Source organism: Ochrobactrum sp. RH2CCR150 (assembly GCA_014138095.1).
Lineage (GTDB): Bacteria > Pseudomonadota > Alphaproteobacteria > Rhizobiales > Rhizobiaceae > Brucella > Brucella gambitense.
Window position 1 is genome coordinate 1 of the sequence record JACGXE010000015.1, and the last position, 25,346, is coordinate 25,346.

A 25,346-nucleotide genomic window follows, 5' to 3' on the forward strand; every position below is an offset into this window, starting at 1 on the left:
AATCGAATATCGAAACAGTCTTGGCTTTGTGACGTAAAATCAGTCCAAGTTTTTGTCCGCAACCCCGCTGGGTCAGTTCTCAGTGGCAATCAACAACCAACACCAATCCGCTGAGATAACGGCCCTGAAAAGCCGTCGCCGTGCTTTATCGCTGTGACGGCTTGGGGCCATTGTTTGACGAGTTGGCTCCATGAAAGCCAACGTTTGGGCACATCGCCAGTTTCGAAAACACGCCGCTTTGGCCGCTAACTGATCTGGCCGATCTTGAGAAAAGGCGTGTCACATGGATGGGAAAGAAGGTCGGATAGCTCTTGATCGAGATGCAGAATAGAGATCGATGCGCCATTCATATCCAATGATGTGCAGTAGTGGCCGATCCAGCTTGCAGCAATCACCACCTTTTTCGCACTCAAGCGCTGCTCGACGCGTCGAAACAAAACGTATAGCTCTACGAGGGGTGTCGAACCGAAGGAATTGATGAGGACTGCCACATGATCACCGGGAGACGTTTTCATCTCTGAAAATATCCTGTCCATAATCCGGTCGACAATTTCATCGGCGAGCAACAGTTTTTCACGCAGAACGCCTCGTTCCCCGTGAATCCCTATGCCAAACTCCATCTCGTCCACACCAATCTCGAAATTTCGATGCCCGATCTGGGGGAGAGAGCAGGCTTCCAGTGCGACACCCATTGTGTAGGTTCGCCGGTTGGCTTTGCGGGTTACGGCTTCGCATGCATCGAGTGACAGGCCACGATCACAAGCAGCGCCCGCCATTTTGAAAACAAAGAAATTGCCCGCCACCCCACGGCGGCCATCTCTGTCTTCTATCGGGGACGAGGATATATCGTCTGTCGTTACAACGGTTCGCGTTGGAATGTTTGCGTCCTGTGCAAGTTCGGCAGCCATCTCGAAGTTCATGACATCGCCGACATAATTTCCATAGAGGAAAAGCACACCTTTTCCGCCTGATGCAGCCTTGGCGCATTTCAGGATCTGTGCAGGTGGCGGAGATGAAAAGACGTTGCCGATTGCGACCGCATCTGCAAGGCCCTTGCCGACATATCCCACAAAACAAGGCTCATGCCCTGCGCCGCCGCCGATCACGAGGCCAACCTTACCTGACCGCGGTCCCGTTTTGGCCATGAGTGCGCGTTTGGAGCCCTCAATCGGTACGATGTAGGATGAATGTGCCTTGATGACGCCATCCAGCATTTCTTCAACCACATTATCGGGATTATTCAGGAATTTTTTGATGTGACGGCGCGTCTCTCCAGTCGTGGATGTCGTCGCTTCAAGACGCGGCCTGCGGGAAAGCCTGTCGTCGATATCGCTAGCACCATCCGCGTTTAGAATACCGCGCCCCGTCGCAGCATCAGTGATCAGAACAGTGATATAGCCGCCGCGCAAGGCGGCGAGTATGGCGGGCACCTTGTCGAAGCCGCCTGCTACCGCGATGCGCATTTCTATGCTGCGCAGCATATCGAGGCTGATGCCGATGGTTCTTTCATCAAGCGGGCCGGAAATGGGTTGGCCGTACGCATCGATGAAGCGTCCCGCCATGACACCCACCGCATTCTTGGCCATGTAGGCCTGAATAGCCATATCTTCGAAAAAGCCGCTCGCGTGGAGTGTCGAATTGGGTCTCACCGACGAGATGCCGAAAAGCGCCTTGTTGGCGCGCGCCAATGCCTCGAATTGCTCTGCTATGAATGGCTCGCCAACAATCGCTGCCTTAACTTCGGCGCTGGTCACGATTGCCGGGGCTGTTATGGTGATAAGGCGTGCGTTTGTCGCACGCGCAAGCGCTGCGGCGCATAATTCGGGCGTGTAGTCGAAGCTTGATCGCATACCACCAGTGGCCTGCACAATAGTGACGTCCTGCCGACTGGAAACATGCGTGTTTTGCGCAATCGCCAGTATGGTGCGTCCCCACGCAACAGCAAGCGTATCGCCGGATTTCAGCAGTCTAGCGATTGCCTGACCGCCTGCCGCACCGAGCCTGTCGATGAGTGCACGACTTCCATCGTCATTCGGCACCACCAGACAGTCGGTCAAACCGAAATGGCGCTTCAGTTCCCGGGCTATGGTGAGAGAGGAAAGCCGCGATGGCTCGATTGAGATGTTGACGATACCGCGATGACGTGCATCCGCAAGGTAACTGTTAACAGTCGCACGCGAGACGCCCATGATTTCGGCAATCTCGCCTTGTGTGCGACCGTCTTCGTAATAAAGCCAGCACGCCCACACATGAGGGTCGTCGCCGTATCGAAGAGGGATCGCGTCGGCTGGTTCCGTCTGACCTGTTTTGCTGGTCGATGTTCTTCCTTTTGGCGCCATTTGTCTGCAACGATCCTCTTGCTGTTTGTTTCGGTATCGTTGTGCCTTCTGAAAGAGGAAGGATGATCCGCTTGTTAAGGCAAACGGACCACCCACTTTCTCGATACAGCTAATGCAGACGTTCACGCGCGCCCTGCGCCAGCTCTTTCAAGATGATCGCGCATGATGTCGCTCCTGCATCGAGCACACCCAATGATCTCTCACCGAGACGGCTTGCTCTGCCCACTTTGGCCACGAGATCGATGGTGGAATCGCGCCCTTTTTCGGCTGCCTGTACGAGGGCATCAAGCGCGTCGGAAAAAGACACTCCTGAAGCATTCGCATCATCGAATGCCTCAATGGCTGGGACCAGTGTGTCCAGCAGCGTCTTGTCGCCGACTTTCGCCGCGCCGATGGACTGAGTACCTTCCAGACCGGCGTGCAGCATGCGGCTGAACGTGGCCGGATCGATTTCTTCCACGCCGTCGATCTTCTCCGCAAATTCAGTGAACATCACGCCGTAAAGCGGTCCCATAGAACCGCCAATTTCAGTCAGAAGAACGGTTCCAAGCGTATCGAGCGAGGCAGCGAGCGTTTCGCTTTTGCCCTTCAATCGTTCGGCAGCCATGTTGAAGCCCTTGGCCATGTTGACACCATGGTCGCCATCACCAATCTTGCCGTCGATCTCGCTGAGATAGGCGCGGTTTTCCACGATCCGTTCGGCCATGGTGAGCACAATGTCGCCGGCCTTTGCATTGTTCAGGGTCTGCACGGCTTTCTCCTTACAGAATGGTTGTGCAACGCACTTCGACATTGAGCAGTTGCTTCAGCTCATCGTCGAGCGCCATGATCGTCAGTGTTGCGCCGACCATCTCGAGTGAGGTGAAGTAATTACCGATATAGGTGCGGTGGATATTCAAGCCGCGTGCGGTGATTTCCGTCTCGATCGTATCATTGAGAATATAAAGCTCATTGAGCGGGGTTGCGCCAAGGCCGGATACAAGAACAGCGACTTCTGTGCCTTCGGCAAGATTGTGATCGTCGAGAACAATCTGGCACATATCTCTGGCTATCGCGTCTGCTGTCTTGAGCTGTTCGACACGAACGCCGGGTTCACCGTGATGGCCGATGCCGACTTCCATTGTGCCCGGTGTAATCTCGAAATTCGGGTGGCCGACAGCTGGCAGAGTGCAGGGACCAAGACCGACGCCGATAGACCGGCAATTGTCGATTGCTCTTTGCGCTGTTGCGCGCACTTCTTCCAGCGTTGCGCCAGATGCGGCTTTGGCGCCGCCGATTTTCCACATGAAGATTTCGCCCGCTACACCGCGACGCTTTTCCCGTTCGTCGGCGGGCGCGGAGCAGACATCGTCATTGGCAACGACGGTGGCAATTTCGATGCCGTCTTTTGACGCGAGCTTTGCCGCCATTTTGACGTTCATGTTGTCACCGGCATAGTTGCCGTAGAGAACCACAACGCCTTTTCCGCCATTTGATTCACGAATGGCGTCGTGGAAGCTCTTGGCTGTTGGCGATGAGAACAATTCTCCGACTGCCACGGCGTCGAGCATGTTCTTGCCGGTATATCCGATGAATGCCGGTTCATGGCCCGATCCGCCGCCGGTCACGACGCCGACCTTGCCAGCGATGGGCGCATCCTTGGATGCAATGACACGCGGGTTTTCAGCAAGGCGCACAATGTCACAATGGGCTTTGACAAAACCCTTTACGGTGTCCTCAACGACTTCGTCGGGATTGTTGATAAAGCGCTGCATACGACCTCCAGTCAGATGATAGAGCGCCAAGCTCTGAATTTTTTAATCGCCTACGATCCGTAAATCGCAGCTGATGATAACAGTCCGGGTAAGGCGTGAAGAACAGTCGCAACCTCAAGCCTGACAATCGCCAGAGCCGGAGCGCAATCACCTCCTCTACTTTACATTATTCAGACACAGCTCGACATATGTCAATCAGGCGAAATTTGAGGCGATGACTGCAGAGATGAGCGCTCAATTATGCGCTCTCGAAGAGATCAATGAAAACAATCGGTTGCCTAAATTCTATTCGGCTGAAGGTGTGGATTGCGAATGCACTGAAGTGATCAAAGCAGTGAATACCCAATTTGAGGGGCAACGAGCAGCGCCTTAAACTCTTGTAATTTTCAGAATACAGTTGTAAATGATCGGAGGATCATGTTGTGCGAAATGGGAACCATGGAGTTTCGCACATCGATTTGCGGGCAGGTGAGGTTGCCTGGCCTGATTTTGCTTAGGGAGGAATCTAATGAAAAAATTCGCTACTTTGCTGGCGCTTGCCGCCTTTGCATTGCCTACCGTCGCGATTGCGCAGGATGCGCCGGGAACGACGAAGAAGGATAGCTATCGCTTCGTTATCGTGCCGAAGGTCGTCCATCCCTGGTTCGACAAGGTGAATGACGGCGCGCAGCAGGCTGCTGCAGCGCTCAAGGCGCAGACCGGCGCGAATGTTGAAATCGTCTATTCGGCACCGCAAAGTGCGGATGTCGTTCAGCAGAACCAGATCATCGACAGTGCATTGGCGACGCGTCCCGATGGTTTGGCGCTCGATTTGCTCGATCCTTCTGGCAATCGTGCATCGCTTGAAGAAGCGCAGGGTCAGAAGATTCCGCTTGTGCTGTTCGATTCCGTTCCGCCGGAAGGCATGGCAATTACGCATATTGGTTCCGACTTCTGCGAGCAGGCCAAGATTGCCGCGCGCCGTCTAGTCGAAGTTCTCGGTGGTGAAGGCGAGGTCGCGATCATGATGGGTGTGCCGACGGCGCCAAATCATTCCATCCGTGCCGATTGTCACCGTCAGGTCTTCGCCGAGCATCCGGGCATCAAGGTCGTTGCCGAAGGCATCGACAATGACAGCATCGAAACCGCTCAGCAGCAGGCTGCTGCAATCATGCAGGCCAACCCAAATCTGAAGGGTTGGGTCGCATCGGATGCTGCCGGTCCGATCGGTATCGGTCAGGCTATTGTCGAAGCTGGCAAGCAGGGCAAGGTCACACTCGTCGGCCTCGACAACCTGCCGGAAATGCTGGACATGATCCGCAATGGCGTTGCCGACAGCTCCTCGGCGTCGCAGCCGGAACTGCAGGGCTATTGGTCGGTCATGATGCTCTGGGCGCAGGCAACCGGCGCTCCGGTGCCGGGCTATATCGATACCGGCAACGCATTCCTGACAAAAGAAAACGTAGGTAACTGATCTCACCGATCACGCTACAGGGGCGCGGAGTTTCTCCGCGCTCTCTTTATCCAATGCAGTCCAGGATGTCCTCATGGCTTATCTTGAAACACGTGGCCTCGGCAGGGATTTCCCTGGCGTAACCGCTTTGGATGACGTCGATCTCAAGATTGAGCTCGGGCGCACTCATATTCTCGCTGGCGAGAACGGTGCAGGTAAATCGACCCTCGTCAAAATACTGACGGGGACCGATCAAGCTTCGCGCGGTCAGGTTCTGATCGGCGGGCGCGATCCTGTATCCGATCCAGCGCTTTTCAAGAACGTGGCCTATGTTCCGCAGGAACTAACCCTGTTCCCGCAGATGAGCGTGGCCGAAAACCTGTTTATGCCTTTCAATCGGACTGGCCACGGCGGTTTTCTGGTCAATCGCACCGCGTTGATGGAAGAGGCCAAAGCCTATCTGGATCGGTTTGGCATCGAAGCGCATCCGCATCAGCTGGTTGCCAATATTTCGGTGTCCGACCAGCAGCTTTTGCAAATCGCACGCGCTTGCACCAATTCGCAGATGAAAGTCCTTATTCTCGATGAGCCGACATCGTCACTGACGCGCGTCGAGGTGGAACGCGTTTTCAAGGTCATTCGCGGTCTGCTCGACCGCGACCATGCTATCGTTTTCATCAGTCACAAGATGGACGAGGTTTTCCAGATCGGTGACGACTATACCGTCCTTCGCAATGGCAGGAAGATTGAAAGCGGTAAGATCAGCGATGTGACAGAGGCCGATCTTATCCGCGCCATGTCGGGCCGTGATCTCGCGCTGGATGAGCATTTCCGGCCTGCCGGTCCGATCGGTGTGCCAATCATGGAAGTTCGTGGGCTGTCGGGTTCGCGCTTTGAAGAGGTCAGCTTCGATCTTCGCAAGGGCGAGATATTGGGCTTTGCCGGCCTCGTCGGCGCTGGTCGTTCGGAAGTCATGCAAACCATCTTCGGCTTTCTCAAGGCTCGTGCAGGCAGCGTGAAGGTCGAAGGCAAGGACTGGGTGTTGAACGATACGTCTCGTTCTGTGGATGGCGGTATGCTCTATCTGTCGGAAGAGCGTAAGCATCACGGAATTTTTCCACTGCTCTCGTTGCGCGAGAATATCGGCCTGTCCGTGCTTTCACTGACCAGCGGTGCGATGGGCATCAACAATCGGCGTGAGCGCAATATCGTCCAGAAAATCATAGACGATTACGGTATTCGCACCTCAGGCATGGGCAAGCGCATATCGCAACTATCGGGCGGCAACCAGCAAAAGGCAATCATAGGGCGCGCCATGGCGACGCGACCGCGTGTGCTGATTTTTGACGAACCCACCAAGGGCATCGATATCCGCACCAAAACCGAAATCTACCGGATCATGAAAAATCTTGCGGAAGAGGGCGTCGGCGTCATCCTGGTTTCCTCGGAGCTGAACGAACTCAAGAAATGCGCAAGCCGTATCGTCACTATGCATAATGGCCGCATCACCGGCGAATACGACGCCGCAGAAACCAACAACGAAACACTCGTAGGCGCGATCTTTGGAACAGAGGTAACAGCCGATGCAAACTAAACCGCTTTCCAATCTGATACGCACGCCGCTTGCTGGAGTGTTCTTTGCTCTGTTGGTGATTTTCGTCCTGTCAGCAGTGATTTCGCCCTATTTTCTTACTCCGTACAACCTTTCGGTCGTCGCGCGCGGATTGGCATTTGTTGGTCTTATCACCATCGCGCAGTCCATGCTCATGGTTCTGGGTGAACTTGATCTGTCGCTGGGCGTCATTGGCGGCCTGTGCGGCGTTGCGTCCGGTATTCTGATGGTCAAGTTGGGCATTGAACCCTATACCGCCATGCTTCTGGCGCTTTGCCTCGGTGCTTGCCTTGGCCTGCTTAACGGCTTGCTGGTAACCGTGCTTGGATTGCATTCGCTGGTTCTCACCATCGGTACGGCGGGAATTTTCGGCGGCGCCAATCTGGTGCTGACGCGCGGCGTTGCGATTACCGGTATTCCGCGTGACGTGCAGTTTCTGGGACGCGGCGATGTTTTCGGAGTTCCGGTGCCGTTTCTCGTGATGATTGTCGCACTTCTGGTTGCAACCTTCGTGATGCTGAAGACGCCTTTTGGCCGCTATATGTACGCGATCGGCAACAATCGCGATGGTGCGCGCATGCTGGGTATCCGCGTCAATCGTGTTCGTCTTCTGGTCTTCGTGGCGGCAGGTGCTATCGCAGCGCTGGCTGGCGTCTTGATGGTGGCGCGTCTGGGAACAGCGCAACCATCCATCGGTGATAGCTGGGTTCTTGCTCCGATTGCGGCATCGGTCATTGGTGGTGTGGCAACGACTGGCGGTATAGGCAGCCCGATAGGTGCGATCCTCGGCGCGGGCATCATCGCCATCATCGAAAATATCATCGTGCTGTTTGGCGTCTCGCCCTATTGGCAGGGGATTGTATCCGGTGCGATTGTGGTTCTTGCTATTTCCTTTGACGCAATCTCGCGACGCTATCTGCGACGCGATGCCAACTAAATCCGCCGCTGACATTTTATGAGAGATATGAACATGAATGAACAGGTTAGAACCAAAAAGCTTATAAACGCGCCGGAAAACATTATTGCTGAATTGATCGAAGGCATGGTCGGTGCTCATCCCGACATGTTGCGTGTCGAGGGCGAGACCGGTCGCGCCGTGGTGGCAGTCGACGGTCCGCGTGACGGCAAGGTCGGTATCGTCGTTGGCGGCGGCTCGGGACATGAGCCAGCCTTCGCGGGCTATGTCGGGCGCGGTCTGGCCGATGCTGCGGCTGTCGGCAATGTTTTTGCTTCGCCGTCGCCGTCGCATATTGCTGAAGCAGCGCGCGCGGCAGATGGTGGTGTTGGCGTTCTCATGCTGTATGGGAATTACACTGGCGATGTTTTGAATTTCACCATGGCTGCGGAAGAATTGGCGCAAAGCGGCATGGAAGTGCGGCATGTGGCCGTGGCCGACGATGTGGCCTCCGCACCGCTGGAGCGTAAAACGGAACGTCGCGGCATTGCCGGTGATTTTTTCGTATTTAAGGTTGCGGGTGCCGCTGCTGATCTTGGCGAACCTCTTGCGCGCGTCGAAGCGCTTGCGCAGGCTGCCAATGAGGCGACGCGCTCAATGGGCGTGGCGCTTAGCCCGTGTTCCTTGCCGCAAACCGGCAAGCCGAATTTCACAATCGGCGACGAGGATATGGAAATCGGCATGGGTTTGCACGGCGAGCCGGGCATCCGACGCGAAAAACTCGCACCTGCCGATGCCGTAACAGACGAACTGATGGCATCCATACTGAGCGAGCTGGTTCTCAAGAGCGGTGACCGCGTTGCTGTCTTGGTCAACGGCCTTGGTGCAACATCCCAGATAGAACTCTATCTGGTGTTCCGCCGTGTCAAGCAATTGCTTGATGGTAAGGGTGTGAGCATCCACGCGTCCTGGGTGGGGGAATATGCAACGTCCCTCGAAATGGCTGGCGCTTCCATCACGCTTATGAAGCTGGATGATACATTGCAAGGGCTTCTTGACCATCCATGTCATACGCCTGCCTTGACGGTAGGTGCCGTACAGCCGAAGGAACGTCTTGCAAGCCGCAGCCATAAGGTCGAGCGCGCAGCGGAAAGTCGTGACCCTGCCAAAGATGCGCCGCGGGAACTGATCAAGGACGGCGACGTTACGCCAGCCATTTTCAAGATCATGATGGCCAATGTCGGCGAACAGATCATTGCCGAGAAAAACTGGCTGTCGGAGCTGGATGGTATTATCGGGGATGGTGATCACGGCATCACGATGGAGATCGGCTGGAAGGCGGTCCAGCACGCGCTGGAAGATGCCCCCGACGACGAAACCATCGAAGCCATCTGCAAGCGTATGGCCAAGGCATTTCTGGATGCGGTGGGTGCATCATCTGGTCCACTTTATGCAACGGCATTCTTGCGCGCGGGCACTGCGGTCAGCAACCGGTTGAACCTCGATGGTACGGGCGTGGCCGAATGGCTGGCGGCTGCCTGCCAGGGCATTCGTGATCGTGGTCGTGCGGAACCGGGCGATAAAACCATGATCGACGCCTGGGTTCCCGCCGTGGCCGCCGCTTCCGATGCCGCAAAGCAGGGGCAGTCAACACTGGACGTCCTCGTTGCCGCGCGCAACGGCGCAGAGGCAGGTATGAAATCGACCGCTGCGATGGAATCGCGTCGCGGTCGTTCTGCAAAACTTGGAGAGCGTTCGGTCGGTCATATCGACCCCGGCGCAGCCTCGACATTTGTGACGCTGCGCGCCATGGCGGAAGCCTTGCAGGCCGTAGTGACGAAGAAGTAGAGCGTTGCTTGTTGCAGATGTCGCTTAACGCGGCCCCTGCAACAAGGCCCGGGCCACACCTTCATTGGTGACGAGCCGATTGACATAACCACCGCGCAAAATTGCGCGGATGATTGGAATTTTATTGAGACCACCTGAAACGAGAACCGAGACGGGTTTGAGTTTCAGTTTATCCGGCGGCAGGGCAATGATTGAATCATTGAGGAAATGATCGATCGGTTGGCCCTTGGCGTCCAGAAAACAGCCCATGAATTCCCCTACGGCGCCGAGCTTCAGCACCGTATCGAGGTGATCTTTGACAACCCGGATATGTGTTAGTGATGTTTCTTGCGTCAGTGGTCCGCATGAAACAAGCCCGATATCTGCGATTTCCGTTCTGGCCAGAACATCGGTCAGCTCATCGTTGAGCAAAAGCGCATTGCGGCTTTCGGGATTTGCGCAATAGATCGGCGCTGTCAGGTAATGGCATTCAACACCCAGCGCACGGGCAAAAGCCGTTGCGACTTCAAATGTATTCGTCGATGAACCGCTGGTGACGCCGCCTGTTAGTCCCACAACCCAGCTTTCCGGCTTTGGGCGTAGTGTGAGCGTGCGAACGGCGAAACTCAAGCTTCGTCCCGAGCCGATGCCGACACCCATATCGCGGCCTTCAATAAGCTGCGACGCCATAGTGCCTGCGGCTTCACCGATAACCCGCTTTTGCTCGATATAATCGTCAAGATCGGGCACAACGACGGCTTCAACGAGATCGTATCGGGCCGCTACTTTCTCGGCCAGCTCAATGCAATCGGTCAGTGGCAGGTTTACATTGACTTGCACCTGCCCAGACTCGCGGACATGACCAATGATCTTGTTGACCTTGAGCCGCGTGATGTTCATCCGCTGCGCAATTTCCTGCTGGGTTTGCCCGCCGATAAAATAGAGCCAGGCAACGCGCGCGCGTTCAAGCTCCTCATCCAGCGATCCGAAATCCTCGTTCATTCCCGTGCCTTGCACATTGCGAGCCTTAAGGTGAGACCCAATTGGAAACATGTCGAAACAGTATCGACACTCATAGCAGGCATATCAACGCTGGCAACTGGCCAGTTTCGTAAAGGCAGGAAGCTTGTGCATTCGCGCTATCGAGCATGCCAACTTTAATGGCGATTACAGAATTTTCTCACTGACACAGATGCGGGTTTTGCGGCTTGAAGTCGCAAAGTTTCGGTGATGGCTCCATGAAACATGTTGACAAGCGACAGTTCATTCTGACAAATGTCAATTAAGGGTGGCAATATTCAAATTGTCAATCGGCCGTGGAGGCGGCGAGCTTGTTTGGGGTGCTAAGACGCCCCGCTTGCGGGAGGAAACGACGTGTCATTGTATGGTCTGGATCGGCAAACGCTGTTTCTGGCGTTGATTAACTGTGCCGTGCTTGTTGCTGGCGCCGTGTTGGCCGGAGCAACCTTTATGGACAGCTACAACCTGCAGTCCATGGCGTCGCAGGTGCCTGAGCTGGGGCTTCTGGCGCTGGGCGTCATGCTGGCTATGATATCGGGCAATGGCGGCATCGATCTGTCGGGCATCGCACTCGCTAATTTCTCCGGCATCGTCGCCTTTCTGATCGCTCGCCATTATATCTCTGCAGATGATGCGCCGCTTTTGTTTGCGTGGGCCTTTGCCGGTCTGGCCGTTGCCATTGGTATCATGGGTGGGTTGCTGAACGGGATCGTTATTGCCTATGCGCGGCTGACGCCCCTGATTGCCACCTTGGGTACGCAGCTTCTTTTTACTGGCTTTGCAGTGTTTCTGACCAATGGCTCTGCACTCAGCATGGGTTTTATCGAACCGCTCGATAATTTCGGCAACATGCCAGTGTTCGGCGTTCCCATGTGTTTTGCAGCGTTTCTGGCCATCGCAGCCGTGTTGGCATTTCTGCTGAAATACACGCCATTCGGTGTGAAGCTGATGTTGCTTGGCAGCAATGCGAAGGCTGCCCGTTATGGCGGGATCAATGAAAAGCGCATGTTGCTGGTGACCTATACGCTTTGCGGCGTGCTGGCTTCGGTCGCCGGCATCATCATTGCCGCGCGCAATTCCTCGGTCAAATGGGACTATGGCGGCTCTTATGTGCTGATCGCAATTCTCATTGCAGTTCTGGGCGGCGTGAAGCCGGAGGGCGGATATGGCAAGGTCATTTGTGTGCTGCTGTCTGCGACTGCGCTGCAGATACTGTCCAGCCTGTTCAACTTCATGAATATCTCGAACTTTTTCCGCGACCTCGCCTGGGGAGTTCTGCTGCTGGCCCTTTTGGCCTCGGCGCGGGTGCACCTCGGTTACTGGTTGCAGCCGAAGCGGCGATGACAGATTTCACCATGGGCTTGAATTGGGAGGTTCTCTCCAGGCCGTTGGTGTGAAGTGTTGAATGCAATTTGCTTATATCAATGGAGGAGAAATATGAGCACGATTTCCAAACTAGCTGCCTGCACGATGCTTGCAGGCGCCGTCATGGCCGGGGCAGCCTTTGCCCAGGACAAGCCATCCATCGTCACGGTGGTGAAGGTCACAGGCGAAAACTGGTTCATTCGCATGAATGAAGGTGTCGATGCCTATGGCAAAGACAACCCTAACGTAAGCGCCAGCCAGATCGGCCCTGCAAAAGCCGATGCCGCCCAGCAGACCCGCATCATCGAAGACCTTGTGGCCAAGAACGTATCGGCAATTGCGGTCGTTCCAATGGACCCGTCGTCGCTTGAAGGCGTGCTGCGCCGTGCTTCCCAGCGCGGGATCAAGGTCATCACCCATGAAGGTGACAGCCTCAAGAATACGGATGTCGATATCGAAGCTTTCGATAACAAGGCGTTCGGTGCACGTATCAATGAAAAGCTTGCCGAGTGCATGGGCAAGTCCGGCAAGTGGACTTCGTTTGTGGGGTCTCTCGGCAGTCTGACCCATAACCAGTGGGTTGATGCAGGCGCTGAAAACGCCAAGAAGTACCCGGATATGCAGCTTGTCGCGGAGAAGAATGAATCCTTCAACGACGCCAACCGCGCCTATGAAAAAGCCAAGGAAATCCTGCGCAAATATCCGGATATCAAAGGCTTCCAAGGTTCGTCCGCCATTGACGTGATTGGTATCGGCCGTGCGGTGGAAGAAGCAGGGCTTCAGGACAAGACCTGCGTTTACGGGCTCGGTCTTCCAAAGGACACGGGTCCCTATCTGGAAAGCGGCGCGGTTGACCAGATCTTCTTCTGGGATCCGAAGGACGCAGGCTACGTCATGAACAAGGTCGCTGACCTCGTGCTCAAGGGAGAAGAGATCAAGGACGGCATCAATCTTGGCGTGCCGGGTTACGAGAAGATGACTGTGGTCAAGGGACCGGGCAAAGGCGTCATCATCCAGGGCCAGGCCTGGGTCGATGTCGACAAATCGAACTACAAGAACTTCCCGTTCTAATCGCGCATAAGCGCCAACGCTTGCTTCCGGGGCTGTGTTGCACCACCGCAGCCCCGGGGGAAATTGTCTTGAGAATTTCAGGAATTCGTCATGCACGTCACCATTGCCACACCCCGTTCAGCGCCCCCTTTTCTTGAAGTCAGGAACGTCAAGAAGTCGTTTGGCGGTGTCAAAGCACTCAAAGAAATCAGCCTCGTTATAGAAGCGGGGCAGATCTATCATCTGATGGGCGAGAACGGCTGCGGCAAGAGCACGCTGATCAAGATATTATCGGGTGCCCAGCGCGCAGATGAAGGCCAGATGCTTATCGATGGCCAACCGACCGGCGAATGTGCTGGCGATCTTGGCGCGATCGGCGCATTGCGCGCGGGGATCGAAACTGTTTATCAGGACTTGTCGCTGCTTCCCAATCTGTCGGTAGCCGAAAATGTCGCCTTTACCGAGCAGCTTGTCGAGGCGGGCGGACGACTTGCACGCAGACTTAATGTGACGGCGCTTTATGAAACCGCACAGCGGGCTCTTGCCGAAGTGCATCTGCCGACTGATCGCACCTTTTTAACCCGCAGAACCGATACGTTGCCGCTTGCAACCCGTCAGTTGGTAGCGATTGCACGGGCTGTGGCCTCAGAGGCGCGGCTTGTTATCATGGATGAACCGACAACATCGCTGACGCGTCAGGAAGTCGACAATCTGCTGCGTGTGGTTGAACGTCTTCGAAACAACGGCGTTGCGGTTCTTTTTGTCACCCACAAGCTCGATGAATGCAAATCGCTCGGTGGCAAGGCAATCATCATGCGCGACGGGTTGAAAGTAGCTGAACTCGATGTTGCAGGTCATAGCAAGGCGGAGTTCAGTCGCTGGATGACAGGGCGTGAGATCAGTGAAACACGCTATCGCACGGAACCGAAACTCGGCGAAACAATGCTGGAGCTTGAAAAGCTCGGGGATGAAGGAACGTTTCGCGATGTTTCATTCAGTTTGCGGAAAGGCGAAATCCTTGGCGTTACCGGGTTGCTCGATTCAGGCCGCAATGAATTGGCGCTGGCGCTTGCGGGCGTCAAACCATCGATTTCAGGCAAAATTTATCTGAACGGCAAAGAAATCGCGCCACAATCAACCGCTGAAGCTATCGAATATGGGATTGGCTATGTGCCCGAAGACCGCCTGACTGAAGGGCTGTTTCTGGAAAAGCCGATACAGGACAACATCACGCTTCCGATCCTTAATCGTTTAAAGAATGCGCTCGGCATTATCTCCTCGCGCAAGGCGCGCCTTGTGGCAGAAAAAAGCGTGGCCGATCTCCAGATTGTAGCCCCGGATGTGTCGATCCCCGTGCAGTCGCTTTCCGGCGGTAATCAACAGCGCGTTTTGATAGGTCGCTGGCTGACTATCAATCCACAATTGCTGATCTTGCATGGGCCAACTGTCGGCGTGGATGTTGGCTCGAAAGACACAATTTTCCGTATAATTCAACGTCTTGCCGATGATGGCATGGGCGTGATCATCATTTCCGATGACCTGCCGGAACTGCTGCAAAACTGCGACCGCATCATTGTTATGCGTCAGGGACGCATCGTTGCGACGCATAATGCGGACGGGCTTACAGAGGATGCGATCTATCAATCCATGGCCAGCACATCAGCAGTTGGGAACGCAAAGGAAGTTGTACAATGACCGAGATCGTATCGGCGACCACTTCCCAGACACAACCTCGAGGCTTTGCGACACGGCTGTGGGATTTGATGGGGCGCAGGCCGGAAATTTTCACGCTTCTTCTGACGGTCGCCACTTGCCTGATCGTGATAGCCGCAAATCCCGATTTTCTCCAAATGAGCAATATCGTCGATATCCTGCGCGCATCTGTTGTGCGCGGGCTGTTTGCGATGGGTGTTCTCGTAGTTCTGGCGTCTGGCGGCATTGATGTGTCATTCACTGCCATTGCTGCATTCGTCATGTATGCGCTGACGATGATCGTCACCAACTGGTTCCCCGAGATGCCGATGACGATCATTTTGATCCTCGCCGCCTTGGGTGGAGCGGCATTTGGGGCACTCAACGGCGTGATGGTGCAGAAACTTCAAGCTCCATCGCTGATCGTTACCATTGGCACCCAATATGTAATCCGTAGTTTTCTGCTGACTTTCGTTGGCACGGCCCTGTTCATGAATATTCCAGCGGCAATGGACGCCTTTGGAAAAGCTTCTCTTTTCACCCACCACGCATCAAACGGCGTGGTGTCGGTGCTGCCCGCAACCGTGCTGGTTCTGTTGGTCGCGGCCGTAGCGACATGGTTTATCCTTGAACGCACGCTGATGGGTCGCGCTATCTTCGCCATGGGTGGCAATCCATCCATTGCCGAGCGGCTCGGTATCAACCTTTTTCGTGTACGGGTATTCGTCTTTGCCTATGCCGGGCTGCTGGCAGGGATCGCAGGTGTGGTTCACGTATCGAGCAACCGGCTCGCCAATCCGTTCGATCTGGCGGGAATGGAACTGGAAATCATTGCTGCTGTGGTTTTGGGTGGCGCGCGTATCACTGGCGGCTCGGGTTCCGTCGTTGGGACGCTGCTCGGTGTGTTGCTGATAACACTCGTCAGCAATGTGCTGATTTTCGTTGGCATTCCCAGCACCTTGCAGCTGGCCGTAGTGGGGTTCTTCATTCTGCTCGCTGGTACGATCTTCGCGCTGCGCAATCGCGGCTAACTGTCTTCAAGCCGTCTCTGTGCCGCCGGGCGGCGCTGGGTTGGCCTTGCTTTATTCTTTGGGAGGGTTTTCATGTCTCATGATGTTTCTGTCGTTGGGCTCTATATTCTTGATGTCCTCGGGCGACCGGTCGATGCCATTCCGCCCGGCGGCAATGTGGAGTTCATTGACGAAATCAGATTGACGGTCGCTGGTACTGCGGGGGGAACGGTTGTGGACCTCGCGAAGCTCGGTTTGAACTGTCTTGCCGTTGGCGCTGTGGGTGATGACGAAAAGGCAGACTTCGTCATTGCAACGCTCCAGCGCTTCGGTGTGGATACAACCGAAATGCAGCGCCTGAAAGGTGTGCCGACATCTTCGACCATTTTGAACATCCGGCGCAACGGAGACCGGCCTGCCTTGCACGCGCGTGGTGCATCCGATCATTTTGAAATTGCCGACAGCGCTCTCGATGCGGTTCTGGCACCGCCCATTGTTCATCTGGGGGGCACCGGCCTGCTGGCTAAACTCGATGGAGAACCAAGCCGCAAACTGCTCGCTGAAGCCAAGGCTCGCGGACGGACCACCACTTTTGATCTGCTGGGCGCGAATGAAGGCACACTTGATCTTATTGCACCTTTATTTCCCCATATCGATTATTTCATGCCCTCCATCGAAGAAGCACGTCAGATTTCCGGGGCATCGGATGTTGAAGGGGCAGGCCGCTTTTTCCTAGACCGTGGTGTGAAACATTGCGTGTTCACGCTTGGCGGCGACGGCGTGTGCTTTATGGGTGCATCGGGTGAGACGCTGAGCCAGCCGGCATTCCAGATTGAAGTCGTCGATACCACGGGTTGCGGCGATGCTTTCGATGCCGGGTTTATCACCGCGCTTCATCGCAAGATGGACTTGAAAACAGCACTGAACTTCGCGCAGGCTTCGGCCGCTCTGGTGGCCACCGGACTTGGTTCGGATGCAGGCATTCGTTCGTTCGAAGAGACGCTGGCATTCATGAACAGTGCGCCGATCAAGCACTGATTCAAAACAGGCGAGCTGGGTAGCCAGCTCGCTTCATCTTCGTTCAACCGGCTAACAGCAATTCCGCAGCTTCGACATCGGTTACCAGATGGGTGGCGTAGCCGCCTGCAAGAACAGCGCGTATGGCTTCGACCTTCTGCTTGCCGCCCGCCACACAAAGCCTGCTCGGCACGCTGCGCAGTTCATCCAGTTCAATGCCGATGACCCGTCGGTCGAGATCGCGCACGATCTGTTTGCCGTCCCGGTCGAGAAACCGGCAGATCAAAACGGCAACCGCGCCTTCTTTGGCATAGGCATCGATTTCCTCATCGCTGGTTACGTCAGCCACGCGCATTGTGCTCTCTGCCGCTAGTCCGCCGACGCCAAACACGATCATGTCTGACTGGGCGATCAGTTCAAACTGGCGCTGGAGAATGGGTTCGCCCATGAGCGCATCACGGAGTGCAGCAGTGCTGAGAACCGCAGGAGCAAGCATATTGATGCTTGTCGCGCCGATATTGCGTGCCAGGATCGATGTGCAAAGCTCTGCTGAGAATTCACGTTTGCCGATCGACGAGCCCGTCACCTGAACCACGGTCAGGCCTTCAACGGGACGCGGCAGCGAAATAGCATCGGCAATAGCCAGAACGGTGCGTCCCCAGGACACACAAATAGTCTCGCCGGGCGCGACCATCCGCTCGATCAGGCGAGCGCCGCCAGCGCCCAAAGCATTCAGCCGTTCTTGCGTGGTGACAGACTTGTCGGTTGGAATGACGAGCGCTTCTGCCAGCCCATATTTGGCGGCCAGTTTGCGAGCGATGTTGGTGCGGGTGAGGATTTCGGAATTCATGAGAATCCGCACCACACCTCTTTGCCGCGCTTCTTGCAGGTAATTGACGATTGTCGCGCGCGATACACCAACGATCTTGGCGATGTCGTTCTGGGTGAGCTGGTTTTCGTAGTAAAGCCAGGCGGCCCAGACGATGGCGTCGTCGAACTCGGCGGGGATGGCATGCGTCGTCGGCGTCAAATCGTCCGATGTCATACTCAATTCCTGACTTTGCCCTGTTAGTTGACTGATGTCGTCCCGACGTCTGCTGTGTGCCTGAGTTGCATAGAAAATGCTTTTAATCAACAAGATGCTTATTCGAGTTGACGAATGTCAGTCTATGGTGTCAATTGTATATGAAGTGAGGAGTAATCTCCAGAAGTCTTTGTTGCGTCGTGGAAAACCGTCGTTTTCCGTGGATGCAACGGCGTGTCTTCAGCTGCAGGCTGCGGACCGACAGTTAGGAAAACAGCAGATGAAATCGACATGGTCTGAGGCGGAATTCGACACAATCGTCGGCGCATATGTGAAGGCGGGAGTGAATCGCGACATCGCTATCCGTACTTATACGACGCGGCTGCTCGGTTCGGAGCCGAATCTGGTTTTGCATGGCGGCGGCAATACCTCCGTCAAGACCGTCCTGACCGATCATGATGGTAGCCCGGTTGACGTGCTTTGCGTCAAAGGCAGCGGCTGGGATATGGGCAAGATCGAACCGGCGGGTCTGCCGGCGCTGCATCTGGAACCGTTGAAAGCGATGGTGAATTACGAGCGGCTTTCGGATGATGATATGGTCATGTTGCAGCGACGATTATTGCTCGATCCGGCTGCGCCCAATCCCTCTGTCGAAGCCATTCTTCATGCAATCTTGCCGTTCAAGCACGTAGACCACACCCATGCCAATGCGATAGTCGCACTGACAAATCAGCCGCATGGCGAGGAAATCATCCGCGAAGCGTTTCCGGAAATGATCATCGTTCCCTATGTTATGCCAGGCTTCGACTTGTCGAAAGCCTGTCTCAAGGCGTTTACGGCGCAGCCGGACGCTCCCGGCATGATCTTGCTCAAACATGGTATTTTTACATGGTCGGAAGACCCACGCATTGCTTATGAAAATATGATTGCTGCCATCGACCGCGCCGAGAAGCGTATTGCGAAAGGCAATCCGCGTCCGTTCGGCAGCGCAAGCACAAAAAAGCCCGCTGCGGCTTTGGCCTCTGTTGCCGATATCGCACCGATACTGCGTGGCGCGATAGCTTTGCCTGGTGCGGGCGAGGGGCGTCCGCGTCGCTTTGTCATTGAGCATCGTTCCAACGATGACATTCTCGACTTCTGCGGAGCGTCCAATGTTGCCGATCTCGTGCGACGTGGGAATGCTACGCCGGAGCATGTCATTCATATCAAGCGTTATGGCATCGCCCTTCCTGGCCCGCACGCCGACGATGTCGACGGTTGGGCAAAGATGGTCAAGGACGCGGTGGCCGCTTATGCTGCCGACTACAAGGCCTATTTCGAGCGCAACAATGCCCGTGTTGGCGGCGGCAAGAAAATGCTCGACCCGATGCCGCGTGTTTTCTATGTCGAAGGTGTTGGTCTTTTCGCTGCCGGTTCAACGCAGAAATCCGCGCGTATCTGTGCTGACGTCGCGGAAGCGACGATTGAGGTCATTCGCGGCGCAGAAGGTATCGACCGGTTCGAGGCTCTCTCGGAAGAAGACCTTTTTGATATTGAATACTGGTCATTGGAGCAAGCCAAGCTCGCCAAGCAGACAGAAAAGCCGCTCACCCGGCAGGTGGCCGTTGTAACGGGCGGTGCAGGCGGCCTCGGTCTCGCAGTTGCGGAACTTCTCAAAAGTCAGGGCGCGGAAATAGCGCTGATCGATGTCGATGCGGATCGTGTTTGCGCAGAAGCGAAACGATTGGGCGGTCTCGCTGTTGCCTGCGATCTCACTGACGCCGACGCTGCCGAAATGGCGATCTCGCGTGTTGTGGAAGCCTTGGGCGGCGTCGATATTCTGGTTTCCAATGCAGGGGCAGCGTTTCAGGGCGCGTTGACTGCAGTGGATGACGGGCTGTTCAAGGCGGCCTTCGATCTCAATTTCTGGAGCCATCATTATATTGCGCGTGCCGCAGTCAAGGTGATGCAGCGTCAGGGCACCGGAGGTTCCATCGTCTTCAATGTGAGCAAGCAGGCCGTCAATCCAGGCCCTGATTTTGGACCTTACGGAACGTCGAAAGCGGCGCTCATGGCGCTGATGCGGCAATATTCTCTGGAACATGCGAGCGACGGCATAACGGTTAATGCAATCAATCCGGACCGGATCAGGACAGGGCTGATGACGGATGCCATGGTGGAAGAGCGTGCTCGTGCGCGTGGTGTCACACCGGAAGTTTACATGCGGGGCAATCTGCTCAATCGTGAGGTCACAGGCGAAGACGTTGCGGAGGCTGTGCTGCATCTGGTGCAAGTGCGCACGTCAACGGGTGCTGTGATGACGGTAGACGGAGGAAATGTGGCCGCGATGATGCGCTGATCTGCTTTATAACATAGTTTGGCCCGGATTCACCAAAATGGTGCCGGGCCGAGAATATGTAATATTTACAAAGAGATGATAAAAAGACCGAAAATCACGAAATAAAAAAGTTGCACACAAAATAACATTTAAATCGTTATAATGTTATAAGCGACGTTGTTAATATCTCAGGATGATGTTAGTGGGCTGATGCCTGCTGACCTTTCTTACGAATACGCGTGCTGCAGGCAAAAAATCAGTGCTTGGCAAGGAGGTTGCCGCCATGAATTTCGCCTCGCCCGTATCCGACATGCTGCAACTGGCAAACTGCATCCGTGCGCTTTCAATAGACGCCGTTGACGCAGCGAATTCAGGCCATCCAGGCATGCCGCTCGGTATGGCCGATGCCGCGGCGGTCCTGTTCTCGAAGCATATGAAATTCGATGCGGCCAATCCCAACTGGGCTGATCGCGACCGTTTCGTGTTGTCGAACGGTCATGGTTCGATGCTGCTTTACAGCGCACTCTACCTCACCGGTTATGCGGGTGTGACGATTGAGGAATTGAAGAACTTCCGTCAGTGGGGTTCAAAAACCGCTGGCCATCCCGAATATGGGCACACGCCCGGCGTTGAGTTGACCACCGGACCTTTGGGTCAGGGACTGGCGAGTTCCGTTGGTATGGCGATTGCCGAGCGCGCACTGACTGACCAGTTCGGCAAAGACGTTGTCGATCACCGTACCTATGTCTTTTGTGGCGATGGTTGCCTGATGGAAGGCGTCGGGCAAGAAGCGGTCTCGCTTGCCGGTCACCTGCGGCTGGGCAAGCTGATCCTGCTCTATGACGACAATGGCATCACCATCGACGGCAGCACTGCCATTGCATTTACCGACGATATTCCGGCCAAGTTCAAGGCATGTGGCTGGAATGTCGAAAAGGTCGATGGTCACGATCATAATGCTATCGATGCGGCGTTGACCCGCGCCAAGGCGCAGTCGGAACGTCCGACGCTGATCGCGCTCAAAACGGTTATCGGTTACGGCTCTCCGAACCGTGCAGGAACCAGCGGTGTTCACGGAGCGCCCTTGGGATCTGCCGAAAATGCGGCGACCAAAGCGGCGCTCGGTTGGACTGCCGAAGCCTTTGAAATTCCGGCTCCCTTGCTCGATGTATGGCGTGCGGCCGGTTCGCGCGGTGCTGCCGAGCGGGAAACCTGGCAAAAACGCGTCGATGCCTTGCCAGAAGCCCAACGTGCGGAATTCAACCGCCGTATGGCTGGCATTTTGCCGGAAGGCTTTGAACAGGCGGTCAGCGACGCCAAGCAGCGCCTGATCGACAAGCCGCAGAATGTTGCAACCCGCAAGGCAAGCCAGATTGCACTGGAAAGCCTGACGGCAGCGCTGCCAGAAATGATCGGCGGCTCCGCCGACCTGACGCATTCCAATCTGACCCGCGTTGCCGCTGTCGACAGCGACTTCACGCCGGAAAAGAGCGGTCGTTATGTGAGTTATGGTGTGCGCGAATTCGCGATGGGTGCAGCGATGAACGGCTTGGCCGTGCATGGCGGTTTTATCCCTTATGGCGGCACTTTCATGGTGTTTTCGGATTATGCGCGCAATGCCATCCGTCTTTCAGCGCTGATGGGCGTTCGCGTCATCCATGTTTTGACGCATGATTCCATCGGTCTTGGCGAAGATGGCCCAACCCATCAACCGGTCGAGCATCTGGCAAGCTTGCGCGCCATGCCCAACCTTCATGTCTTCCGTCCTGCAGATACGATTGAAACCCTTGAGTGCTGGGCGATCGCCGTTTCCGATCCGCATACCCCTTCTGCATTGGCGCTTTCGCGTCAAAATGTACCGCAATTGCGCACCGACAATGGTGAAAATCTCTCTGCACGGGGCGCTTACGTGCTGCGCGAGGCACAGGGTGAACGTCAGATCACGTTGCTGGCGACAGGCACTGAAGTGTCGCTGGCAGTAAAGGCTGCCGAGACACTTGGTGCACAGGGCATCCCGACAGCCGTCGTTTCGATGCCGAGCTGGGATCTGTTTGAGAAACAGAGCAAAACCTATCGTGATGGCGTTCTTGGCGCCGCGCCGCGCATTGCAATCGAGGCTGCCGGTAAGTTTGGCTGGACGCGTTATGTCGACAGCGAAGACGACGTGATTGGCATGAACGGCTTCGGGGCCTCTGCACCTGCCGACGTGCTTTATGAAAAATTCGGTATCACCGTCGATGGCGTTGTCGCGCGGGCAAAGTTTCTTCTGGAGCAAGGTGAATGACTATGGCCAGCAATTTTGCGCCGCTCGTTCTGGCGGGTGATAGTGACCGCGTTGAGGCTGAAACCGTCGCAGATTATCTCGATGGTTGGGCAGGACAGGATGCCATGCGTCTTGCGACCGCCAATGCTTTCAAAGCCATTCTGGCGGGGTCGAGCAGGCTTGCCGGGCGCGTCGCACGTGGCTCGCTGCCCGGCGATCCGGGTAAGCTTGTCGGCGTCAACAGCGATCAGGATCAACAGAAGAGCATCGATGTCGGCTCGCATAATCTGTTCGTCGATTTGCTGATCGCCGCTGGCGTGGCATCCGTCCTGTCCGAAGAAGCCGATTTGCCGGTTGCCGGTAAGGCAGACGGTCTGATTGCCGTTGCAATCGATCCACTGGACGGCTCCGGCAATGTCGGTCTGGGAGCGCCGCTCGGTACGATCTTCTCGTTCTTTCCAGCCGATACAGCGGAACCGTTCCTTCAGCCGGGCAATCGGCAGATTGCTGCCGGTTACGTATCTTACGGCAATTCCGTTGATCTGTGTTTTTCGGTGGGCGATGGCGTTGTTTTCGCCACCTTCGATCCCGCAAGCAGCACATTCCAGATCACGCGTCGCAATGTGACCTTGCCCGACCGCACATCGGATCTGGCCTTCAATGCATCGGTTCAGCGGCATCTGTCGGCTGGCATGCAGGCCTATGTGAACGATGCTTTCCTTGGCAAAGACGGTCCGCGCGGGCGCAATTTCAATATGCGCTGGCTCGGCGCTGCCGTTGGCGACATGCACCGCATCATGCAGCGCGGTGGCCTCTTCTTTTATGTCGATGATCGCCGCCCCGGCTACGAAAAGGGCCGTCTGAGGCTCGTTTACGAAGCAAATCCAATTGCTTTCCTTTGCCGGGAAGCAGGCGGGAAGGCGACAAACGGTTTAACCCCCATCCTCGATATTGTGCCGCAGGCCTATCACGAACGCAGCGCGCTTGTGTTTGGCGTGGCGGAAGAAGTCGATGTTTTGGGTGAATATTACGCGCGTGAGCGCATCTGACTAAGACTGGTAGGGAGACTGATAAATGGCACGCATCACACTGCGGCAATTGCTCGATCACGCAGCTGAAAAAGGCTACGGCGTACCGGCATTCAACATCAACAATATGGAGCAGGCTCTGGCGATTATGGAAGCGGCTAACGCCGTTGATGCGCCGGTTATTCTGCAGGCATCGCGCGGCGCGCGTTCTTATGCCAATGATATTATGCTCCGCCACATGATGGATGCAGTGACGGAAATCTATCCGCATATTCCCGTTTGCGTGCATCTTGATCATGGCAACGAAGCTGCAACCTGCATGACGGCTATCCAGGCCGGTTTCACCTCCGTCATGATGGATGGCTCGCTCAAGGCTGACGGCAAGACGCCGGCCGACTGGGACTATAATGTTTCCGTCACGCGCCGCGTCAGCGAGATGTCGCATCTTGGCGGCATTTCTGTCGAAGGTGAATTGGGTGTTCTGGGTTCGCTCGAAACCGGCATGGGTGATGCGGAAGACGGTCATGGTGCAGAAGGCGTACTTTCTCACGACCAGCTTCTGACCGATCCGGACGAAGCGGTGAAGTTTGTCCGTGAAACCAAGGTCGATGCATTGGCGATTGCCATGGGCACGTCACATGGCGCCTACAAGTTCAGCCGCAAGCCGGACGGCTCGGTTCTTGCCATGCATGTGATCGAAGAAATTCATCGTAAGCTGCCGAACACGCATCTTGTCATGCACGGTTCGTCATCGGTGCCGGAAGATCTTCAGGAAATCATCAACAAGTTCGGCGGACAAATGAAGCCGACCTGGGGCGTGCCAGTTGAAGAAATTCAACGCGGGATCAAGCACGGCGTGCGCAAGATCAATATCGACACGGATAACCGCATGGCGATGACCGGTCAGATCCGCCGCATCCTGCAGGAAGATCCGAGCGAATTTGATCCGCGCAAATATCTGAAGCCTGCGATGGCGGCGATGACCAAGCTTTGCAAGGACCGTTTCGAGCAGTTCGGCACAGCTGGCCATGCATCGTCCATCCGTCCGATCCCGCTTGCCGATATGGCAAAGCGTTATCTCGATGGATCGCTCGATCCAAAGTTCAATTAAGCACCCAGCTTTTTGCAAAAATAAAAGCGGACGGGAAACCGTCCGCTTTTTCAATTTTAGAGCTGCGCCATTCCGAAATGTGCGTAACGTTTAGAGCGCCAGTTCTAAACGGCAAAATCAGCCCTTGCTGTACTTGGCGTCGACGTCGTTGATGGCGTTGACGTTTCCAGCCGAGCGACCGTTTTCGTCGAACGTCTGGGCGAGGAATGCATCAGCGATGGTCTTGGCGACTTCCGAACCGATGACGCGTGCGCCCATGGTGATGATCTGGGCGTTGTTCGACAAGGCTGCGCGTTCGGCGGAGTAGGTGTCGTGCGTCAGTGCCGCGCGAATGCCTGGAACCTTGTTGGCCGCAATGCAAACGCCAATGCCGGTACCGCAGACGAGAATGGCGCGGTCATAGGTGCCATCCAGAACGGCGGATGCGACGCGGTCGGAAAGATTGGCGTAGAATGCGTCGGCGCCAGCATCGGTGCGCGAGACTTCGGAAACCTCGAAACGGTCCTTGAGATGGTCGGCCAAAACCTTGGCCAGACCTTCGCCGGCGCTGTCTCCTGCTACTGCAACTTTCATGATTTCACTCCTTAACC

19 protein-coding genes are annotated in these 25,346 nt (G+C 55.7%); 13 read left to right on the forward strand and 6 right to left on the reverse strand.

Annotated elements, in window-relative coordinates:
• Nucleotides 1-245 precede the first annotated feature (245 nt).
• The 3 genes from FHW03_RS21410 to FHW03_RS21420 all read right to left on the reverse strand — a co-directional run bounded on the left by FHW03_RS21410 (nucleotide 246) and on the right by FHW03_RS21420 (nucleotide 4,093).
• The gene (locus FHW03_RS21410) at nucleotides 246-2,339 is read right to left on the reverse strand and encodes a bifunctional sugar-binding transcriptional regulator/dihydroxyacetone kinase subunit DhaK (protein WP_182522482.1); all 2,094 of its coding nucleotides are present in this window, start codon (nucleotides 2,337-2,339) and stop codon (nucleotides 246-248) included.
• 109 nt (nucleotides 2,340-2,448) lie between these two features.
• Nucleotides 2,449-3,090: a dihydroxyacetone kinase subunit DhaL gene (dhaL, locus tag FHW03_RS21415; protein WP_182522483.1), complete on the reverse strand. Its 642-nt coding sequence runs from the start codon at nucleotides 3,088-3,090 to the stop codon at nucleotides 2,449-2,451.
• 10 nt (nucleotides 3,091-3,100) lie between these two features.
• Nucleotides 3,101-4,093: a dihydroxyacetone kinase subunit DhaK gene (locus FHW03_RS21420; RefSeq protein ID WP_182522484.1), complete on the reverse strand. Its 993-nt coding sequence runs from the start codon at nucleotides 4,091-4,093 to the stop codon at nucleotides 3,101-3,103.
• 508 nt (nucleotides 4,094-4,601) lie between these two features.
• Here FHW03_RS21420 and FHW03_RS21425 point away from each other — a divergent pair.
• The 4 genes from FHW03_RS21425 to dhaL (FHW03_RS21440) all read left to right on the forward strand — a co-directional run bounded on the left by FHW03_RS21425 (nucleotide 4,602) and on the right by dhaL (FHW03_RS21440) (nucleotide 9,880).
• Nucleotides 4,602-5,546, forward strand: coding sequence for a substrate-binding domain-containing protein (locus FHW03_RS21425; protein WP_182522485.1), 945 nt, complete (start codon nucleotides 4,602-4,604; stop codon nucleotides 5,544-5,546).
• A 73-nt stretch (nucleotides 5,547-5,619) separates the two neighbouring features.
• Nucleotides 5,620-7,119: a sugar ABC transporter ATP-binding protein gene (locus FHW03_RS21430; RefSeq protein ID WP_182522486.1), complete on the forward strand. Its 1,500-nt coding sequence runs from the start codon at nucleotides 5,620-5,622 to the stop codon at nucleotides 7,117-7,119.
• Nucleotides 7,109-8,074: an ABC transporter permease gene (locus FHW03_RS21435; protein WP_182522487.1), complete on the forward strand. Its 966-nt coding sequence runs from the start codon at nucleotides 7,109-7,111 to the stop codon at nucleotides 8,072-8,074. Before FHW03_RS21430 ends, FHW03_RS21435 begins: the two co-directional genes overlap by 11 nt.
• A gap of 33 nt (nucleotides 8,075-8,107) precedes the next feature.
• A complete protein-coding gene (gene dhaL, locus FHW03_RS21440) occupies nucleotides 8,108-9,880 on the forward strand; it encodes a dihydroxyacetone kinase subunit DhaL (RefSeq protein ID WP_182522488.1) in 1,773 nt (590 codons plus the stop codon).
• A 24-nt stretch (nucleotides 9,881-9,904) separates the two neighbouring features.
• On the opposite strand, the gene FHW03_RS21445 is transcribed toward dhaL (FHW03_RS21440), so the two are convergent.
• On the reverse strand, nucleotides 9,905-10,861 hold the full coding sequence (locus FHW03_RS21445) for a sugar-binding domain-containing protein (protein ID WP_182522489.1): 957 nt from the start codon (nucleotides 10,859-10,861) through the stop codon (nucleotides 9,905-9,907).
• A 372-nt stretch (nucleotides 10,862-11,233) separates the two neighbouring features.
• Between FHW03_RS21445 and FHW03_RS21450 the strand changes: the two genes are divergently transcribed.
• From FHW03_RS21450 to FHW03_RS21470, 5 genes are all read left to right on the forward strand, one after another.
• The gene (locus FHW03_RS21450; RefSeq protein ID WP_182522490.1) at nucleotides 11,234-12,223 is read left to right on the forward strand and encodes an ABC transporter permease; all 990 of its coding nucleotides are present in this window, start codon (nucleotides 11,234-11,236) and stop codon (nucleotides 12,221-12,223) included.
• Nucleotides 12,224-12,316: 93 nt separating this feature from the next.
• Nucleotides 12,317-13,315, forward strand: coding sequence for an autoinducer 2 ABC transporter substrate-binding protein (locus FHW03_RS21455; protein WP_182522491.1), 999 nt, complete (start codon nucleotides 12,317-12,319; stop codon nucleotides 13,313-13,315).
• 90 nt (nucleotides 13,316-13,405) lie between these two features.
• Nucleotides 13,406-14,989, forward strand: coding sequence for a sugar ABC transporter ATP-binding protein (locus FHW03_RS21460; protein ID WP_182522492.1), 1,584 nt, complete (start codon nucleotides 13,406-13,408; stop codon nucleotides 14,987-14,989).
• Nucleotides 14,986-16,017 carry an ABC transporter permease gene (locus FHW03_RS21465; protein ID WP_182522493.1) on the forward strand — a complete coding sequence of 344 codons (1,032 nt, stop codon included), beginning with the start codon at nucleotides 14,986-14,988 and terminating at the stop codon, nucleotides 16,015-16,017. The genes FHW03_RS21460 and FHW03_RS21465 overlap by 4 nt, the downstream gene beginning before the upstream one ends.
• Before the next feature lie 72 nt (nucleotides 16,018-16,089).
• Nucleotides 16,090-17,034, forward strand: coding sequence for a sugar kinase (locus tag FHW03_RS21470; protein ID WP_182522494.1), 945 nt, complete (start codon nucleotides 16,090-16,092; stop codon nucleotides 17,032-17,034).
• A gap of 43 nt (nucleotides 17,035-17,077) precedes the next feature.
• Here FHW03_RS21470 and FHW03_RS21475 read toward each other — a convergent pair whose 3' ends face one another.
• Nucleotides 17,078-18,058, reverse strand: a complete 981-nt coding sequence (locus tag FHW03_RS21475) for a sugar-binding transcriptional regulator (protein ID WP_182522495.1) — start codon at nucleotides 18,056-18,058, stop codon at nucleotides 17,078-17,080.
• Between the two features lie 259 nt (nucleotides 18,059-18,317).
• On the opposite strand from FHW03_RS21475, the gene FHW03_RS21480 reads away from it, so the two are divergent.
• The 4 genes from FHW03_RS21480 (at nucleotide 18,318) to fba (ending at nucleotide 24,756) form a co-directional block, all read left to right on the forward strand.
• Nucleotides 18,318-20,375 (forward strand): bifunctional aldolase/short-chain dehydrogenase, encoded by a 2,058-nt coding sequence (locus FHW03_RS21480; RefSeq protein ID WP_182522496.1) that lies wholly within the window; start codon nucleotides 18,318-18,320, stop codon nucleotides 20,373-20,375.
• A gap of 262 nt (nucleotides 20,376-20,637) precedes the next feature.
• The gene (tkt, locus tag FHW03_RS21485) at nucleotides 20,638-22,638 is read left to right on the forward strand and encodes a transketolase (RefSeq protein WP_182522497.1); all 2,001 of its coding nucleotides are present in this window, start codon (nucleotides 20,638-20,640) and stop codon (nucleotides 22,636-22,638) included.
• Entirely contained in the window at nucleotides 22,635-23,666 is a 1,032-nt protein-coding gene (locus FHW03_RS21490) for a class 1 fructose-bisphosphatase (RefSeq protein ID WP_182522498.1), read from the forward strand. The genes tkt and FHW03_RS21490 overlap by 4 nt, the downstream gene beginning before the upstream one ends.
• A 25-nt stretch (nucleotides 23,667-23,691) precedes the next feature.
• Nucleotides 23,692-24,756 carry a class II fructose-bisphosphate aldolase gene (gene fba / locus FHW03_RS21495; protein WP_182522499.1) on the forward strand — a complete coding sequence of 355 codons (1,065 nt, stop codon included), beginning with the start codon at nucleotides 23,692-23,694 and terminating at the stop codon, nucleotides 24,754-24,756.
• A gap of 117 nt (nucleotides 24,757-24,873) precedes the next feature.
• Here the strand turns inward: fba and FHW03_RS21500 are convergent, their stop codons facing one another.
• The gene (locus tag FHW03_RS21500) at nucleotides 24,874-25,329 is read right to left on the reverse strand and encodes an RpiB/LacA/LacB family sugar-phosphate isomerase (protein ID WP_182522500.1); all 456 of its coding nucleotides are present in this window, start codon (nucleotides 25,327-25,329) and stop codon (nucleotides 24,874-24,876) included.
• Nucleotides 25,330-25,346: the final 17 nt, after the last annotated feature.